Here is a 16,677-nt window from a genome sequence, read left to right as displayed (position 1 = left end):
ACATGAACTCCTCCTTATTATTGCTTCGTAAATCCAATCATGATCCCACCGACGACGACCAAGATACAGCCTATAACGACGAAGGTCATTTCTTTTTTTGTTTTTGCTTCTTTTAGCAGGACGACACCACCGATTGTCGAGATGACGACACCGGTTTGTGACAGTGAAAAGCTGGTGGCGACACCGACTTTGGCAGTTGCAAACAACAGGGCGATGTTACCGACTGCCCACATGAGACCACCAATTGTATTGCCGGCTGTTTTTTTCGTGAACAGGTTTCCTTTTCGTAAAGATAACAGGATGGCACTGATGACCATACCGATGGCCTGCGGCAAGACAGCTTCCCAGCCGTTGATGTTGAACCAGCGGGCAATCACGACATAGCCGACGTAACCGACAGTTGAAATCAGGAGTAACAATAAACCTTTTCCGATGTTTTCATCCTGTTTACTTTTATCTTCTTTATAAGAAGTGAAAGCGGCACCGGCAACGATTAAGACGAGTGCACTGATACCGAGGATCAAGGCAGTTCGGTTTGACCATTCACCGAAGGCAAGGACACCAAACAAAGAAGTACCGACAAGTTGCATCCCGGTCGAAATCGGCATCGTTTTTGAGACGCCCATCTGTTTAAAGGCAGCAAACTGATTCATTTGACCGAGCGCCCAAAAAGCACCGGAGAAGAATCCGGCGACCCAGGCCGTCGTCGAAAGCTCAGGACTGACAAAAAAGAAGGTGATGATGGCGAAAATCAACGCTCCAAGTGTTGTTCCGATAATTTGTTGTTCCGTCGAACCACCGATTTTAGAGACGACCAACGGAAGTGTCCCCCACATCAAGGCAGGTACGAGCGCAATTAAGATATCAATCAAGTGTTTCACCTCTTCTAGTTTTCTTTCTATCTACTTGAAGATGTACCCCGGGAACAGATACGAAAAACATAGAAGAATGAAAAAACATTATTTCAAAATAAAAAAACGCCCTCTCACAAGGGCGTTTCAGTGATTATTTAAACGGTTCATCGGCAATCCGGACAATCTGTCGTCCGATCCGTCGGCCGTTCCATAAAGCGATGATGGCAACGGCTAGTGAAATCCCCATCACATCGTAGTGAGCAAGGAAGTAGCCGGTATAGCTGACCGGAAGGCTGACAATTCCGACGAGGGAACTGGTCCACTGGCGGATTTTTAACGACTCCATGTTAGCGACACGGGAAAACTTCTGTTGTTCAAACAGACGCCATCTTGTCGGTTCGCTTAAGGCATCGTTGACGAGACGCGGGAAGGCGAGTAATCGTGCCCCGTAGGAAGCGACGATTTGCAAGTAACGGTTTTGGTTTTTCCCTTCTTCGTCGAGCCATCTCCGAACCATCGGCTTAGCAAGATCGAGTAAATTGATTTTCGGTGATAAAATTTGTAGGATACCGAGAATCGTCGAGGCCGCACGACCGAAAAAGGCAAATTCTGCCGGAAGTTGGATCGGTTCGTTTCGGACCAGTAATTCAATATCGGATAATACTTTTTCAATCAACTTCGTATCAACGTTTTCCATGTCACTCTCAAGATAGAAGGTAACAGCTTTTTCGATTGCTTGACGGATGTTTTGTTTGTTGGCGTTTGGTAATAAAAAGCGTAAATCTTCGAGTCCGTCGACAATGGCATCGTAATCGAGCGTCACGAAGGACTGGAGAATACGTTGAATCGCCCGCATATCGTCGGCTGTCGTCGCGCCGATCATCCCGAAATCGAGTAAGACGATCCGACCGTCACTTTGGACAAGGACATTACCGGGATGGGGATCGGCATGGAATTTACCGCCGAACAGTAACTGCTCTCCGGCATTCAGGAACAGGTTCCGGGCCAGTTCATCGCGGTCGATGTTATGTTCCGCTAAGTAATCAAGATCCGTGATGCGTGTGCCTTCGATCCATTCCATGACGAGAACACGGTTGGTGCAGTGTTCTTCAAAGTAATCCGGAATGTAGATGACGGGATTCGTTTCGTACATCTTTTTGAAGTACAGACCGTTTTTTAATTCTGTCCGGTAGTTCAGCTCATCTCCGATGACGAATACCATCTGACGGTACAGACTTTGTAAATCGGTTGATTTATTGAGGGACGTCCGGCGGAGCATCGCAATGACGAGCCGCATCGCCCGGAAATCGGTTTTGATGATTTGTTCAATGTTCGGCCGTTGAACTTTAATCGCTACTTTCCGGCCGTTTGATTTAAGCGTTGCGCTATAAACTTCACCGATTGAAGCAGAGGCAATCGGCCGGGGGGAAATGTCATCGACGATGTCTTCGATCGTCGTTCCCCAGTCCTCTTCGATGATTTTCCGAGATTCGCCGAGTTTACTTGATGGAACTTTGTCGACAAGTTCCGTCAGCTCCATCAAGACGGACGGGGGAAACAGGTCGGCCCGAATCGACAGGAACTGCCCCAGTTTAATGAGGAGTCCTTCGAGACGAAGGGCTTTTTTCTTATAGTCACGCGCAATCGTAATCATGATGCGCTCAAATTCTTCATTATTCGTACCGGGTCGGTTCTTGCGAGTGAATCGATAAATCGTCCAAATGTAACGAGCGAACATCGTTACGATGATGAAAATCCGATAAAGCGCCCAACGTTTCATGCCTTCACCTAGCTTCCTGTACAGTTTGTTTCAGTATAGGTTACTTTACCTAAAAACGTCACTTACAAACGGTCGAATCGGTGACAGAAAAAATAAGCTTGCCGGAATCAAAAAAGAGCGTATAGTAAGTATTGGAATTTCTAATGGGAAAGGTGAAATGTGCGTATGTCCTGGGACTTATTAAATATCATTGGAACGGTTGCGTTTGCGATGAGTGGCGCGATTGTCGCGATGGAAGAAAAGTATGATTTGTTTGGTGTTTGGCTGCTCGCTTTAATCACGGCCTTCGGTGGTGGTGCCATCCGTAACCTGTTGATTGGTGTCCCGGTTTCTGCGCTCTGGTCGCAAGGCGGACTGTTTTTAATCGCGATTTTAGTCGCTTTGTTGATTTTCATTTTACCGCAATTATTTTTACCGCACTGGACGCGATGGGGCGTGCTTGCTGATGCCCTCGGTTTATCCGCCTTTGCGATTCAAGGCGCGTTGATGGCTTCTGCGAAAGGTCTGCCGTTATCGGCAACCATCTCGGCAGCCGTTTTGACCGGTGTCGGCGGGGGGGTCATCCGCGATTTACTTGCCGGACGTAAACCGCTTGTCCTGCATAAAGAAATCTATGCGATGTGGGCCGTCATGGCAGCACTCGTCATCGATCGGTTCGAACTGACGAATCCACTCCATTTGTTCACATTACTCGGGCTGATTACGATTTTACGTATGCTATCCTATTATTATGAATGGAATTTACCAGCACGACGTTTAGGGGGAGAAAAAGAATGAAGATTTTCATCATGATTGGAGCATTATCGATGATGCTCGCCGTAGCGCTTGGTGCGTTCGGTGCCCATGCCTTAAAAGATATGTTATCGGAGCGGATGCTCGCGAACTGGCAGACGGGTGTGTTGTATCAAATGGTTCACTCGCTTGGAATCCTCGCACTCGGCGGGATGTTATTGAAGGTGTCGATTTCCCAGTTCTCATTAGCCGGCTGGTTGATGCTTGCCGGAATCGTCTTCTTCTCCGGCAGCCTGTATGTGATGGCGCTGACAGGTGTGACGAAACTCGGTGCGGTGACACCGATTGGCGGCGTCCTGTTCATCGCGGCATGGATTTTTGTCGCCATCGGCGCGTATAAAGGATTGTAAAGACAGTAAGGATCTACCCGCTTCACGTGACTCGAACAGAGAAACGGATGAAGCGGGTAGATCCTTTTTTGATAAATATGAAAAAAACCGGTAAACAGAACTCGTCTGTTCACCGGTACGATATAGAGCGATGGAAGCAGATGCCTCAGCGCTTGGCAGGTTGTGTTTTGTTTAGCTTCGATAATGCTTGCTCATAGCGGTCCAGTACGCGTTCTGCGACTGGCTTTAGCTCTTTTGAAAGCACAGCGAATTGCAATTCACGCGATCGTGTTGATCGGTTCATAGCATTCCCCATGGTAATTCCTCCTTCGGGTACAAATCTGACAGTTTTTGTGGCCGCAAAGAGTATATTCCCGCAGGGTTTTCCTATGAAACGTGATTTAGCAGATTAAAGTGCGAAATGTGCTTCAAGATCCGCTGTTTCCAGGCGGTTACCGATAAAGAACTCACCGAATTCACCGTATTTGGCACTGACTTCGTCAAAACGCATTTCATAGACGATTTTCTTGAACTGCAGAATATCGTTTGCGAACAGTGTGACGCCCCATTCCCAGTCGTCGAATCCGGTTGATCCGCCGATGATTTGCTGGATTTTCCCAGCGTAGCTCCGACCGATCATCCCGTGACGGTACATCAGTTCTTTTCGTTTCTCCATCGAAAGCGTATACCAGTTGTCCCCGTCGCGGCGTGACTTGCTCATCGGATAGAAACAGATATGCTTCGATTTTGGCAGGATTGGATAGAGACGGTCACGGACGTACGGATTTTCGTACGGGTTACCTTCTCCGGATCCGCGGTATGTGCCGAGTTCGACAACAGAAACGTACGAATATGTTGGAATCAGGTAGTCGTATAAATCAAGTTTTTGCATCTTCACTTCGACGTCTTGAATGTCTTCCATTGTCGGACGAAGGACCATCAAAACGAGATCGGCTTTTTGACCGATGATCGTGTAGAGAGCGTGACTGCCTTCTTTTTGTTCTTCAACTTGTGCGAGTTCGCCCAGGAATGCCTGGAACTCCTGTACCATCTTCGTCCGGATGGAAGCGTCGACCTGCTTGAGACGGGCCCAGTCAATCCGGCGGAAATCATGAAATGTATACCAGCCATCGAGTGTTTCGGCCGCTTGTTGTGTAACGGTTGGTTCGGATGATTGATGTTGCATGAGAAAACCTCCTGAATCTGTAGTAGTAAACGTGTTAATCCATGTTCAATCTTACCATATCTTTTTGTTTTTCCCGTAAGAAAACGGGTTCGATCTTCAGGCATCACCGACATAGAAAAACAGAAAGCAGGGTATGGAGTAAAAGGGTGTGAGAAACAGCTTCTCTTTTTGTCTGTACTATATTAAAAAAGATACTGTAATAGTATTCGAAAAGTCAGGCGTCAGAATGAAAAACACACTTTTTTGCAAATTGTTTTAACAACGAAACAGAACTGTGTATAATGAACAATGGAATGTACACTTAACAAAAACCGACACTTATTCGCCACAAAAGGAGCTAATATCATGCAATTATTCGAAATGCTTGAGACAAAAGTCAAAGCCCATCAACCAACGATCGTTTTCCCTGAAGGAATCGATGCCCGTGTTCTTGGTGCAGCTGTACGTTTGAAAAAAGACGGTTTAGTCACACCAATCGTCATCGGACCACGCGGTCAAATCGAAGAGACGGCAGCAGCCAACAACATCGACGTGGCAGATCTTGAAACGATTGATCCGGCTTCATATGAAGGAATCGAAGAACTGGTTGCCTCATTCGTTGAGCGCCGTAAAGGAAAAGCAACGGAAGAGCAGGCACGTGCGCTCATTCTGAAAGACGTCAACACGTTCGGAACGATGCTCGTTCACACAGGAAAAGCAGAAGGTCTTGTTTCGGGTGCGATGCACGCAACAGGCGATACGGTTCGTCCGGCGCTGCAAATCATCAAAATGCAAGAAGGCTATAAAAAGACCTCAGGTGTCTTCATCATGGTCCGTGACGACGAGCAGTACGTATTTGCCGACTGTGCCATCAACATTGCACCTGACGCTAACGATTTAGCTGAAAATGCGATTGCTTCTGCGAAAACGGCAAAAACATTCGGCATCGAGCCAAAAGTTGCGTTGCTCAGCTTCTCGACAAAAGGTTCTGCAAAATCACCGGAAACAGAGCGTGTCGTCGAAGCAACACGTCTTGCAAAAGAACGTGCACCGGAACTCGCAATCGACGGAGAATTACAATTTGATGCAGCGTTCGTCCCGAGTGTCGCGAAATCAAAAGCACCAGAATCAGACGTTGCCGGTCAAGCGAACGTCTTCATCTTCCCAAGCCTTGAGTCTGGAAACATCGGCTACAAAATCGCACAACGTCTTGGTGGTTTTGAAGCAATCGGACCGATTCTTCAAGGACTCAACAAACCGGTCAACGATCTGTCACGCGGATGTAACGAAGAAGACGTCTACAAATTGGCGATCATTACAGCAGCACAAGCTGTTGAAGAACGCCAAGCGTAATCCATTTTCGAAAAAGACTTTACTTTTTTAGCGAAGTCCGTAAAATGGAACACATCACGCATCAACGAATAAACGTATAGCAACGCTCGTATAATAGTGGGAATTGGCCCACGAGTCTCTACCGGATCGCCGTAACGATCCGACTACGGGTGGTGAGTTACTGCTCTCTTTTTAGCGTACAGTGGCTGCCCCCGGGTAGCGGCTGTACGTTTTTTTCGTTCAAAAAGGAGAAATCAGTTATGAAACGTTTGGAAGAAATGATTCAACAAGAAGGATTAGTCTTATCGGATCAGGTATTAAAAGTCGATTCCTTTTTAAACCACCAGGTCGATCCGACCTTGATGTGGGAAATTGCTTATGAATTCATGGATCGGTTCAAAGATGCCGGAATCACACGGATCTTGACGATTGAAGCGGGCGGAATCGCCCCGGCGATGATGACCGCTCTCCGATTAGGGGTTCCGATGGTCTATGCCCGGAAAACCAAATCGCTGACGTTAAATGAAGGTACGATTTCAGCAGAAGTCTACTCGTTTACGAAACAGCAGACGAGTACGATTACGGTCGCGGAAAAGTATCTGCAGGCAGGAGAACGCGTTCTGATCATCGATGATTTTCTCGCGAACGGGGAAGCGGCATTTGGGTTAGCGAAACTCGTCGAACAGGCAGGAGCAGAAGTTGCAGGTTTCGGCATCGTCATTGAAAAATCATTCCAACCGGGACGTCAAAAGCTGCTGGATGCCGGATTCCGTGTCGAATCGCTTGCCCGGATTGAAAAGTTAGAAGCCGGAGAGGCGACGTTCGTTGACCCGGTGACGGTATGAAGACGTTATCCAACGCTAAAGCGGCGGGCCTTGGTCTGCAACATGTCCTCGCCATGTATACAGGAGCCGCAATTGTCCCGTTGATTGTCGGCAGCGCGATCGGGTTATCAGGGGAAGAACTGGCTTATCTCGTTGCAATTGATTTGTTCATGTGTGGTGTAGCGACGTTGCTGCAGGTTTTCGTGACGAAGTATACGGGTGTCGGTTTACCGGTCGTCCTCGGCTGTACGTTCACAGCTGTCGGTCCGATGATTGCGATCGGCAGTCTGCAAGGCATTACCGCGATTTATGGAGCGTTGATCGCCAGTGGATTCATCATCTTGGTCATTTCCGGTTGGTTCAGCCGGATTGCGATTTTATTTCCACCGGTCGTTCTCGGTTCTGTCGTGACGATCATCGGGATCTCGTTGATTCCGGCTGCCATTAACGATATCGGCGGCGGACAAGGAGCAAAGGATTTTGGTGACATGCGGTACTTGGCACTTGCCGGACTGACCATCGTTTTGATTTTAGTCTTTAACCGTTACGGAACGGTCTTTTCGAAAGCGGCAGCGGTCTTGATTGCCGTCCTGATCGGAACGCTCGTTGCATTCGGTATGGGGATGATTGATTTCAGCCCGGTTGCCGAGGCGTCGTGGTTCCAAATGGTGACACCGTTTTATTTTGGTGTCCCGACCTTTAATGCAACAGCGATTTTGACGATGACACTGGTCGGACTCGTTTCGATGGTCGAGTCGACCGGAGTCTTCTTGACGCTTGGAGAAATCACCGACAAGAAGTTGACGGATCAGGATTTAGCCCGCGGCTACCGCGCGGAAGGGGCAGCGACCATCATCGGCGGAATCTTCAACAGTTTCCCGTATACGACATACAGTCAGAATGTCGGTCTTGTTCAATTGACAGGTGTGAAAACACGAAAAGTCATCATCTTTGCCGGATTCTTTTTGATTGTGCTCGGTTTCCTGCCGAAAGTCGCAACCTTCACGACGCTGATTCCAAAGCCGGTTCTCGGCGGGGCGATGCTCGTCATGTTCGGAACGGTCGCAGCGAGCGGAATCCGGATTTTATCCCGCGTCGATTTTTCCAAAAATGATCATGTCATCACGGTGGCTCTGGCGCTGGGTGTCGGACTCGGTATCAGCATGAATCCGGCGATTGTCGCGTCACTGCCGGATCAAGTCCGTGTCTTGACGGACAGCCCGATCGTTGCCGGATCAGTAACCGCGTTGCTCTTAAACGGTTTATTCCGATTGACGGAAAAGAAAACCACAATGAAAAAATCACCGTTGGCAAAGGTTGAATAAGATTTGTAACCCTTATGAAAGGAGCAGTCATGTATACTATTCGGTATAGGTGGTTGCTCCTTTTATGTACCGTTACATAAATCAGAATATTTCGAGTATGTGGAATTCGGAGAAAATATCTCTTGAAAACGTTTACAAAACGGACACAATTTCTTTATACTGACAACGTAGCGGTTAGGGGAACTGCTAAGAAACAAACAGAGACGGGAAGGACGTCGTACAGATGAAACAACAGACAGAACTGAATCGGGGATTAGAAGAACGTCACATTACATTGATGTCGCTGGGAGCGGCAATCGGTGTCGGACTGTTCCTCGGATCTGCAAAAGCGATTCAATTAGCTGGACCAGGAATACTGATCGGGTACTTAATCGGTGGTCTTATTATCTTCATTATCATGCGGGCTCTTGGGGAACTCGCAGTCCGTGAACCGGTAGCAGGCAGCTTTGCCGAGTATGCCCGAAAATATGTCAGCCCGCTAGCCGGTTTCCTGACAGGGTGGAATTATTGGTTACTCTGGATTTTCACATGTATGGCCGAAATTACGGCCGTCGGGATTTATATGCAGGAATGGTTCCCGAATTCACCCACTTGGATGTGGGCGCTTGGTGCACTGATTTTGATGACAAGCATCAACTTCATTGCGGTTAAGTTTTATGGGGAATTTGAATTCTGGTTTGCATTGATCAAAATCGTTGCTATCGTCGCAATGATTATCCTGGGAACGCTGACGATCGTCATCGGGTTCGGGAACGGCGGTACGCCGGTCGGAATTTCAAATCTTTGGTCGCATGGCGGATTCCTGCCGAACGGGTTCGGCGGTGTTCTACTGGCGATGCAGATGGTCATGTTTGCCTTCTTAGGGATTGAAGTGATTGGGGTCACAGCAGGAGAAGCAAAAAATCCGAAGAAAACAATCCGTAAAGCGGTCAACAATGTTTTCTTACGCATTTTAGTCTTCTACATCGGTGCTCTGTTCGTCATTCTTTCGATTTATCCATGGGATCAAGTCGGACAAAATAACAGCAGTCCATTCGTATTATTATTTGAATCATTAGGTATCCCGGCAGCTGCCGGAATCATCAACTTCGTTGTCTTGACGGCGGCTTTATCGTCATGTAACTCCGGGATTTTCTCAACAGCCCGGATGATGATGAACTTGTCACAAAACCAGGAAGCACCGAAACGTTTTGCGAAGATTTCTAAAAATGGTGTCCCGGCACTCGCAACGATTCTTTCTGGCGTGGCGTTGCTGGTCGGTGTTGCACTCAACTACTTCTTGCCGGATGATGTCTTTGCGATCGTCACAAGTATCGCGACGTTCGGAGCCGTTTGGACATGGGCGATGATTTTGATTGCTCAGATGCGGGCACGTAAAGTACACGGAACGGCTGAATTTGCAGTCCCGTTCTTCCCGATTGCGAACTATCTTGCGTTAGCCGCACTCGCAGGTGTCATCGTCCTGATGGCATTTGATGCCGGAACACGGATTGCACTGATTGTCGGACCGCTTTGGTACGTGATTTTGATTGCTGTGTATTATGCACGGGGAATGCATAAACAAAAGCGTCAACCGCTGGATCAGGCATCAGGAGAATAAGAACTGGAGATCAGCTTCGGCTGGTCTCTTTTGTTCTGTTTCGACGTCAGTTTTGCTACACTGGACACAGATACGTCAAAGGAGGAATAATCATGAAAACGATTCATGTCGATGAACTGCAAGAAAAGCTTGAAGCGGGTGAAGCGTTACACGTCGTAGATGTCCGGGAACAAGATGAATACGATGCCGGCCATATTCCGAATGTCCGCTTTCTACCGATGTCTGAGATCGGTGAACGATATACAGAGTTGCAGGAAGGCGAAACCTACTACCTGATCTGTAAAGCAGGCGGACGGAGTGAAAACGTCGGACGGTTCCTCGAACAGTACGGCTACGATATCGTCAACGTCGAAGGCGGGATGATGAACTGGAAGGGCGATCAAGAAGCCTAATCCATCAAAAAATGGAAGCGGATTCCTAAACGGATCCGCTTCTTTTTTTGATTTTCTGTGAAAAAGTGTACATTTTAACCGATAAAGAAACTAGAACGACGAGTACATAGCTCGAGAATGGGAGTTGGATATGGAACAGAAGAAAAAACGCACGTTGAGTATTAAACAGAAGTTGATCCTGACATCGATGCTCTTATTATTGATTCCTTCTTTATTGATTGGTTTTGTTTCTTACAGCCAAGCCAAGCAAAAAATCACGAATGAAATTTTGCAGTCGGCGCATGCCGGGGTCGACCGGATGAATGATGAGATCATGAATATCATCGATCCGATGCGACGGGATGTCGCCTTTTTTGCGGACCGGATTGACGGGACGTTGTATCAATCAGGCAAACAGAATCTCGACTTAAAAGAAAAAATGACCGAATACTTAGATACGCATCCGCAAGCCGCTAATATTTATTATGCGACGACATCCGGCGAGATGACGATTTATCCGGAGCAGTCGATGCCGGATGATTATGATCCGCGTGAGCGTCCATGGTACAAAGCAGCCGAAGACGCCAGTGGAAAAGTCGTCATCACGGATCCATACGTGGACGCAGCATCGGGCAAGATGATGGTCACACTCTCACAAACGGGTGGAAATGGACGGGGTGTCATTGCCATCGACGTTGATGTCGACCGGATTGCAGACATCGCGAAAAAAATCAAAATCGGAAAAGAAGGTTATGTCACGATTTTAGATTCGAATAAAAAATTCGTCACCCATCCGACACTCAAACCGGGTGAAACAGCAACCGGCAGTTGGGTTGGCCCACTTTACGCCGGGAAAGAAGGACGCTTCTCCTACTTGTTTGAAAAGGAAGACAAACAGATGGACTTCATGACGAACGGTCTGACCGGTTGGAAAGTCGCCGGGACGTTGTACGATCATGAAATCACGGACGAAACAGCAAGCATTTTATGGACGACATTAGGTGTCATTGCCGGTACGTTCATCCTGGCTGCACTCCTGTTATTCTTTATCCTACGTTCGATCATCAGCCCGCTGAACCGCTTGACGAAAAGTGCGGAACGAATCCAGGAAGGAGACTTGACGGAGGAAGTCGTTGTCGAATCGAATGACGAAATCGGAAAAGTCGCCGAAAGCTTCAACACGATGATCCTGTCACTGCGTGGTATCATCTCAAATCTCGATCAATCCATCGGGCAAGTCGCGGCGTCTTCGGAAGAGCTGATGGCGAATGCCGCTCAGACGACGGCAGCTTCGGAACAAATTGCCGGTTCGATTCAGGAAATGGCCGCAGGGGCCGGTCAATCGAAACGTCAACTCGACGGTAATGCGGTTTCACTGCAAGCCATCACATCAGGTGTCATGCGGATTGCCGAGAGCTCAACGAATGTCTCGGAATTGTCCCGGGCAACTGCTTCAGAAGCAGAAGACGGGACGGCAGCTGTCACGAAAAACGTGGAACAGATGAAAGCAATCGATGCATCGGTCGAGAACTTTGGCGAGGTCATCCAGTCGCTCGCGCATCGTTCAAATGAGATCGGAAAGATTGTCGATGTGATCAACGGCATTGCGACCCAGACGAACTTACTTGCCCTGAATGCCGCAATTGAAGCCGCACGGGCAGGGGAAAACGGCAAAGGGTTTGCTGTCGTCGCCAGTGAAGTCCGAAAACTGGCAGAACAATCGCAGGAATCGACGAAACAAATCTCGCACCTGATTCAAAACATCAAACAGGAAACGGAACGTTCCGTTTTCTTGATGAAAGAAGTGTCGCATCATACGAAAGCCGGACTCGAAACAACGGAAGATTCAGCCGTTCGCTTCAAACAAATCATGTTGCGGACACAAGAGATGACACCGCGGATCGAAGATGTAACAGCAACGGTCGAAGAGATTGCTGCCAACGTTCAGGAAGTCTCGGCATCGGCAACGGAAATTGCCCACATCGCCGATGAAAATTCAGCTGCGTCAGAACGCGTTGCGGCGACGACGGAAGAACAGCTTGGATCAATGGAAGATATTTCACAATCAGCGAAGACGTTGTCCGATATGGCGGAAGAGTTACACGTTTTAGTTTCACGATTCAAAGTATAATTTTGCAGACGACCGTTCTCTTTCGAGGATGGTCGTTTTTTTGGAAAAAGACGTAATCTTCGACCGGATTTCTGATGAATGTTGCTTGAATAGAATAAGAAACGGGAAAATACAAGTGTAGACTGGTAGCTTGTAATCAGGAGGTGTTGGTGATGGCACGACAGACGAAGTTAATGGAATGGCAACAGGCTGGTTTGATTGATACAGAGACGATTCAACGGATCAAAGAGTATGAAGCCAACCGCCAAAAAAAGAAACGTGTTCCGCTGTTATTGATTGTCGGTCTGACATTTGTCGGTCTCGCTTTGCTCAGTTTTTTAGCCGCCAACTGGCAAGTGATTCCTGCTCTCGTTAAAATTGGTTTAGTTTTGATCATCATGGTCAGTTGTTATGTTCTGGCAGATGTATCGGAACGGCGTACCATTTGGAATCCGGTCGCTTTTCGGATTCTTGGATTAATTGCCTTTGCCGGAGCACTCATCGTCACCGTTCAGAGCTTCCATATGTCCATGCAAGGTTCCTTCATTGGGTGGGCCGTCTTTCTTGCTGCACTGGCCCATTTCTTTATGTGGCGTCATCCGGCCTATGCGATTCTGGCATTCATCTCGGGTTTGAACATCTTTACCGGAGTTGGCGGATTCGGAAGTGAGCACGCGACGTTCCTCGACTGGACATCGATTGTCTTCGTCGTGATCGTTTCGCTTGCCTGGTTCTATTTCAGCCAGTCTTTTCCATCGCTCATTCTCAGCTGGTTATTTCTTTATGTATCGGGACTTGAGTTGTTTGCCCTTGTCTCTTACGACGGTGTCCTTTGGCCGATTTGGACCTTGTTTGCCCTTGTCCCGCTGTTACTTGTCGTTAAACAGGAACAGGACCGTCACTTTTTATACCATCTCTATTTGATTGTTGCCGCGATTAATTCACTGATCTATTTGACCGTCCGTGCGGAAACGACGGACTCCGTCATTCCTTTAGGAGAAGCCGTCGCACTTGCCGTTTTTGGTCTCGCCGTCGGGTATTTGATTTACCAAAGATTCCGTCCGCTTCTTTGGATTTTGCCGCTCGGTTTGTTCGGATTCCTTTGGTTTGACGAACAAGCCATCTTGATTGCTGCGCTCGTCGAAATCATTGCCTTTGTTTATTTGATTGTGCAGGAGCGCCAAGGTCGTCGCCTGACGATTCCATTCGTTTACTTCATCGCCGTCCAACTGACGATTTATTTCATCTATGCCTGGGATCGCCTCGATATGTCGTTATTCTTCCTTGTCGGTGCATTGCTCGTCTTCCTGATTGCCGGTGTCCTGTGGTGGATTCGAAAACGTCATGAAGGAGGGGTTCCGTCATGAAACGGTATCTGTTTCCAGTCCTGCAAATCATCGTCGTCCTCGGTGTGATCCTCAGTTTTTACTCCATTTCCTGGTTCGGTGACAGTTACCGCTTTCGGGCGGAACCGTATGATCCGTTCAGCCCGGTCTATGGTGAATATGTCATGTTGCAGTATCCTGATTTGAAACCTGCGGATTCCGTCAAAAAAGGATTGGTCTACGTTACGTTTACAACGGATTCTGATGGTTATGCCAAGATCGACCGTATCTCAAATGACCGCTTTTTCGGTTCCGTTGCCGGAGATTATTACGACAAGTACGTCACGATTCCCCAATTAAACCAGTATTATGTGGAACAGGGAACAGGAAAAGGGTACGAGGATGCAAAAAAATTAGTCGTCAAAGCCGATGTCTCGCCGTGGGGTACGGTTCGGGCAACCGATTTGAGTGTTCGAAATTGAACTACCTCCACCTACGCTTCGCTAAGAGGTGGAGGATTCCTGAGTTATCCAACCTAGCGGTCAAAAATTTATCAGGCTAACCCCGTCGTCCCGACGGTTGAATATTGATCTTGTCCGTTTCTTTTATACGGATGCCTACTCTGCTTGGTTTTCGCTACTTCGGTCATCCGCAAGGTGAACGTTGAAGATTTTACGTGACAGACGAACTTCCTGTCACAACCCTATATCTTCAGTTTTCAAAGAACATGACTATTTTTTTATTCCTGATTTTAATTGTTTTCAAACCAAGAGTGTCGGACAATTGGCGTGTCGCAAGACACGCCTTGCCCGAAGACGATTCATCCCCACTTGCACTAGCGCCTCGCCCTGAACGTTTAGAAGTGGGAGTATTCTCGTCTGATTTTGATAAAAAGACCGCCTGGATGGATACACGAAATCCATGTACAATCCAGGCGGTTTTAATTAAGCTGATTTTTTCACTTTTTCCCAACGTGGTGAATTGAGCAGTTCAATCCATTTCCGGACAGCTGAAATCGTGATGACGATGGCTAAAAGTCCCATTGTTACAGATAAAATCGTATTCAGGATACTGAAGCCGGCAGATGCCGGATTCGCATAGACATTCGCAACCATCCAAATGTCGGCGAACGTGACCGTTACGAGCAGATAGACGAGCGGGACGAACGTCGTCAAGGCGTAGACTTTTTTGTCGGCAATCTTCAGGATGATTGTCGTTCCGATAATTAAGCCGATCGACGCCATCAACTGATTCGAGACACCGAACAAGGCCCAAATCGAACCGATATCACCGGAGAAGAGCAGGTAACCCCAGAAGAATGTGCCAAGCGCACTGGCAAAAATCGCACCCGGAATCCAGTCCACCCGTTTCAGCGGTTTGTAGAATTCACCGAAGAAATCTTGAATCAGGTAGCGGGCGACACGTGTTCCGGCATCGATTGCCGTCAGGATGAAGACTGCTTCGAACAGAATGACGAATTGGAAGAAGAAGCCGGCAATTTCACGGAACCAGGGAATGGCCCGGAAGATAAACGTCATACCGACAGCCAGCGAAACAGCTCCACCCGTCCGCCCGGCGAGATCGAGACCGATTTCCCGTGACAATTCATCGAGGTAGACTGTACTCATCCCGAGTGTCGCAAAGACTTCCGGTGTTGAGTTGATGGCGAAGTAATCACCGACTTCAAGGGAAGTTGCGGCAATCAGAGCCATGACAGCGACGAGACACTCAACAAGCATCGCACCGAAGGCGACCGGTTTGATATCGCTCCAACGATTGATCATCTTTGGTGTCGTTCCGGAACCGACGAAAGCGTGGAAGCCGGAAATCGCACCACAGGCAATCGTAATGGAGATGAACGGCCAGACCGGACCGGCAATGATCGGACCGCCACCGTTGACGAATTTCGTGAATGCCGGGAAGCGGATGTCCGGGTTGATGATGAAGACACCGACGATCAAGGCAAAGAAGACACCGATTTTCATGAAACTTGATAAGTAATCACGCGGTGCAAGCAACAACCAGACCGGCAGTGCTGCAGCGAAGAAGGCATAAATCGGTAACGCAATCGCGAGTTGACGTGACGACAGGTCGAACCATGTTCCGATGAACGTATCAGTCAACTGGGGACCGAAACCGATCGCAGCCAAAATCAACAGGAAACCGACGACTGAAGCGAAGGCGAGGTTGCCACCTTTTCGTAAGTAGATGCCGACCCCCATTGCGATCGGAATGGTCGAGAAGACAGCAAATGTTCCCCATGGATTATGCTCCAGGGCATGCAGGACGACCATTGATAATCCGGCCATCGTGATGGTGATGATGAAGAGCATCGCGAGACCGGCACAAAAACCGGCGACAGGTCCGAGCTCTTTTTTAGCGACTTCAGATAACGACTGTCCATCTTGACGCATTGAAGCGAACAAGACGACCATATCGTGGACGGCGCCACCGATGACGGCACCAATCAAGAGCCATAACAGTCCCGGTAAATAACCGAACTGGGCAGCAAGTACAGGACCGACGAGCGGGCCGGCAGCAGCGATTGCTGCGAAGTGGTGACCGAACGACACCCATTTGTTGGTCGGGACATAATCTTTTCCATCCGCAAACTTATGAGCCGGTGTTTCCCGGTCCTCTTTGATTTTTAAGACTTTGACAGCCATGAATGTGCCATAAAGACGATAAACGATCAATAAAATACAAATGACGGCAATAACAATGGGTGTAGCACTCATGCGTGAACCTCCTCATAAACTGGTATGAGAAAAGTGTACTTGATTTGGAAGCGCTTTCTTTTGTTGAGTGGATGAACCGTTCGTTTTGACCGATGACATGTCGAAAAAGGAGGATGAACGGAAAAAAGAAAA

At 48.1% G+C, this 16,677-nt stretch carries 15 protein-coding genes and 1 riboswitch; of the genes, 10 read left to right on the top strand and 5 right to left on the bottom strand.

Annotated features, from left to right (window positions below):
• Positions 1-17: 17 nt before the first annotated feature.
• Positions 18-869, bottom strand: coding sequence for a GRP family sugar transporter (locus tag DVG79_RS13390; RefSeq protein ID WP_199505869.1), 852 nt, complete (start codon positions 867-869; stop codon positions 18-20).
• 136 nt (positions 870-1,005) lie between these two features.
• Entirely contained in the window at positions 1,006-2,634 is a 1,629-nt protein-coding gene (locus DVG79_RS13385; protein ID WP_114597174.1) for an ABC1 kinase family protein, read from the bottom strand.
• Between the two features lie 165 nt (positions 2,635-2,799).
• On the opposite strand from DVG79_RS13385, the gene DVG79_RS13380 reads away from it, so the two are divergent.
• Both DVG79_RS13380 and DVG79_RS13375 read left to right on the top strand, forming a co-directional pair.
• Positions 2,800-3,411, top strand: a complete 612-nt coding sequence (locus DVG79_RS13380) for a trimeric intracellular cation channel family protein (RefSeq protein WP_114597173.1) — start codon at positions 2,800-2,802, stop codon at positions 3,409-3,411.
• On the top strand, positions 3,408-3,776 hold the full coding sequence (locus tag DVG79_RS13375; RefSeq protein ID WP_012369126.1) for a DUF423 domain-containing protein: 369 nt from the start codon (positions 3,408-3,410) through the stop codon (positions 3,774-3,776). The genes DVG79_RS13380 and DVG79_RS13375 overlap by 4 nt, the downstream gene beginning before the upstream one ends.
• A 145-nt stretch (positions 3,777-3,921) precedes the next feature.
• Here DVG79_RS13375 and DVG79_RS16205 read toward each other — a convergent pair whose 3' ends face one another.
• Together DVG79_RS16205 and hemQ are read right to left on the bottom strand one after the other, a co-directional pair.
• A complete protein-coding gene (locus tag DVG79_RS16205) occupies positions 3,922-4,071 on the bottom strand; it encodes a hypothetical protein (RefSeq protein WP_012369127.1) in 150 nt (49 codons plus the stop codon).
• Between the two features lie 93 nt (positions 4,072-4,164).
• Complete coding sequence (gene hemQ, locus DVG79_RS13370; protein ID WP_114597172.1) at positions 4,165-4,941, bottom strand: hydrogen peroxide-dependent heme synthase; 777 nt, start codon at positions 4,939-4,941, stop codon at positions 4,165-4,167.
• A 345-nt stretch (positions 4,942-5,286) separates the two neighbouring features.
• On the opposite strand from hemQ, the gene pta reads away from it, so the two are divergent.
• The 8 genes from pta (at position 5,287) to DVG79_RS13330 (ending at position 14,289) form a co-directional block, all read left to right on the top strand.
• On the top strand, positions 5,287-6,273 hold the full coding sequence (gene pta, locus DVG79_RS13365) for a phosphate acetyltransferase (protein WP_114597171.1): 987 nt from the start codon (positions 5,287-5,289) through the stop codon (positions 6,271-6,273).
• Positions 6,274-6,339: 66 nt separating this feature from the next.
• Positions 6,340-6,439, top strand: a riboswitch (purine riboswitch).
• A 73-nt stretch (positions 6,440-6,512) separates the two neighbouring features.
• A complete protein-coding gene (locus tag DVG79_RS13360; RefSeq protein WP_114597170.1) occupies positions 6,513-7,097 on the top strand; it encodes a xanthine phosphoribosyltransferase in 585 nt (194 codons plus the stop codon).
• Entirely contained in the window at positions 7,094-8,401 is a 1,308-nt protein-coding gene (locus DVG79_RS13355) for a nucleobase:cation symporter-2 family protein (RefSeq protein WP_114597169.1), read from the top strand. Before DVG79_RS13360 ends, DVG79_RS13355 begins: the two co-directional genes overlap by 4 nt.
• Positions 8,402-8,624: 223 nt before the next feature.
• Positions 8,625-10,001: an amino acid permease gene (locus DVG79_RS13350; protein WP_114597168.1), complete on the top strand. Its 1,377-nt coding sequence runs from the start codon at positions 8,625-8,627 to the stop codon at positions 9,999-10,001.
• Between the two features lie 92 nt (positions 10,002-10,093).
• Positions 10,094-10,393, top strand: a complete 300-nt coding sequence (locus DVG79_RS13345; RefSeq protein ID WP_114597167.1) for a rhodanese-like domain-containing protein — start codon at positions 10,094-10,096, stop codon at positions 10,391-10,393.
• 130 nt (positions 10,394-10,523) lie between these two features.
• On the top strand, positions 10,524-12,503 hold the full coding sequence (locus tag DVG79_RS13340) for a methyl-accepting chemotaxis protein (RefSeq protein WP_114597166.1): 1,980 nt from the start codon (positions 10,524-10,526) through the stop codon (positions 12,501-12,503).
• A gap of 152 nt (positions 12,504-12,655) precedes the next feature.
• Positions 12,656-13,849: a DUF2157 domain-containing protein gene (locus tag DVG79_RS13335; RefSeq protein WP_114597165.1), complete on the top strand. Its 1,194-nt coding sequence runs from the start codon at positions 12,656-12,658 to the stop codon at positions 13,847-13,849.
• The gene (locus tag DVG79_RS13330; protein ID WP_012369136.1) at positions 13,846-14,289 is read left to right on the top strand and encodes a GDYXXLXY domain-containing protein; all 444 of its coding nucleotides are present in this window, start codon (positions 13,846-13,848) and stop codon (positions 14,287-14,289) included. Before DVG79_RS13335 ends, DVG79_RS13330 begins: the two co-directional genes overlap by 4 nt.
• Positions 14,290-14,751: 462 nt before the next feature.
• Here the strand turns inward: DVG79_RS13330 and DVG79_RS13320 are convergent, their stop codons facing one another.
• Positions 14,752-16,545: a carbon starvation CstA family protein gene (locus DVG79_RS13320; protein ID WP_114597163.1), complete on the bottom strand. Its 1,794-nt coding sequence runs from the start codon at positions 16,543-16,545 to the stop codon at positions 14,752-14,754.
• Positions 16,546-16,677 lie beyond the last annotated feature (132 nt).

The sequence above is a fragment of the Exiguobacterium sp. RIT594 genome, assembly GCF_003339585.1.
In the GTDB taxonomy this organism is placed as follows: domain Bacteria; phylum Bacillota; class Bacilli; order Exiguobacteriales; family Exiguobacteriaceae; genus Exiguobacterium_A.
The sequence above is the reverse complement of the archived record's forward strand: the minus strand, read 5'-3'. Positions and strand labels throughout refer to the sequence as shown.

Excerpts from the sequence above, each read along its gene's own strand:
- pta (WP_114597171.1), top strand. The coding sequence starts at position 5,287 with ATGCAATTATTCGAAATGCTTGAGACAAAAGTCAAAGCCCATCAACCA.
- DVG79_RS13330 (WP_012369136.1), top strand. The coding sequence starts at position 13,846 with ATGAAACGGTATCTGTTTCCAGTCCTGCAAATCATCGTCGTCCTCGGT.
- DVG79_RS13340 (WP_114597166.1), top strand. The coding sequence starts at position 10,524 with ATGGAACAGAAGAAAAAACGCACGTTGAGTATTAAACAGAAGTTGATC.
- DVG79_RS13380 (WP_114597173.1), top strand. The coding sequence starts at position 2,800 with ATGTCCTGGGACTTATTAAATATCATTGGAACGGTTGCGTTTGCGATG.
- DVG79_RS13385 (WP_114597174.1), bottom strand. The coding sequence starts at position 2,634 with ATGAAACGTTGGGCGCTTTATCGGATTTTCATCATCGTAACGATGTTC.
- DVG79_RS13320 (WP_114597163.1), bottom strand. The coding sequence starts at position 16,545 with ATGAGTGCTACACCCATTGTTATTGCCGTCATTTGTATTTTATTGATC.
- DVG79_RS13360 (WP_114597170.1), top strand. The coding sequence starts at position 6,513 with ATGAAACGTTTGGAAGAAATGATTCAACAAGAAGGATTAGTCTTATCG.
- DVG79_RS13350 (WP_114597168.1), top strand. The coding sequence starts at position 8,625 with ATGAAACAACAGACAGAACTGAATCGGGGATTAGAAGAACGTCACATT.
- hemQ (WP_114597172.1), bottom strand. The coding sequence starts at position 4,941 with ATGCAACATCAATCATCCGAACCAACCGTTACACAACAAGCGGCCGAA.
- DVG79_RS13375 (WP_012369126.1), top strand. The coding sequence starts at position 3,408 with ATGAAGATTTTCATCATGATTGGAGCATTATCGATGATGCTCGCCGTA.
- DVG79_RS16205 (WP_012369127.1), bottom strand. The coding sequence starts at position 4,071 with ATGGGGAATGCTATGAACCGATCAACACGATCGCGTGAATTGCAATTC.
- DVG79_RS13335 (WP_114597165.1), top strand. The coding sequence starts at position 12,656 with ATGGCACGACAGACGAAGTTAATGGAATGGCAACAGGCTGGTTTGATT.
- DVG79_RS13345 (WP_114597167.1), top strand. The coding sequence starts at position 10,094 with ATGAAAACGATTCATGTCGATGAACTGCAAGAAAAGCTTGAAGCGGGT.
- DVG79_RS13355 (WP_114597169.1), top strand. The coding sequence starts at position 7,094 with ATGAAGACGTTATCCAACGCTAAAGCGGCGGGCCTTGGTCTGCAACAT.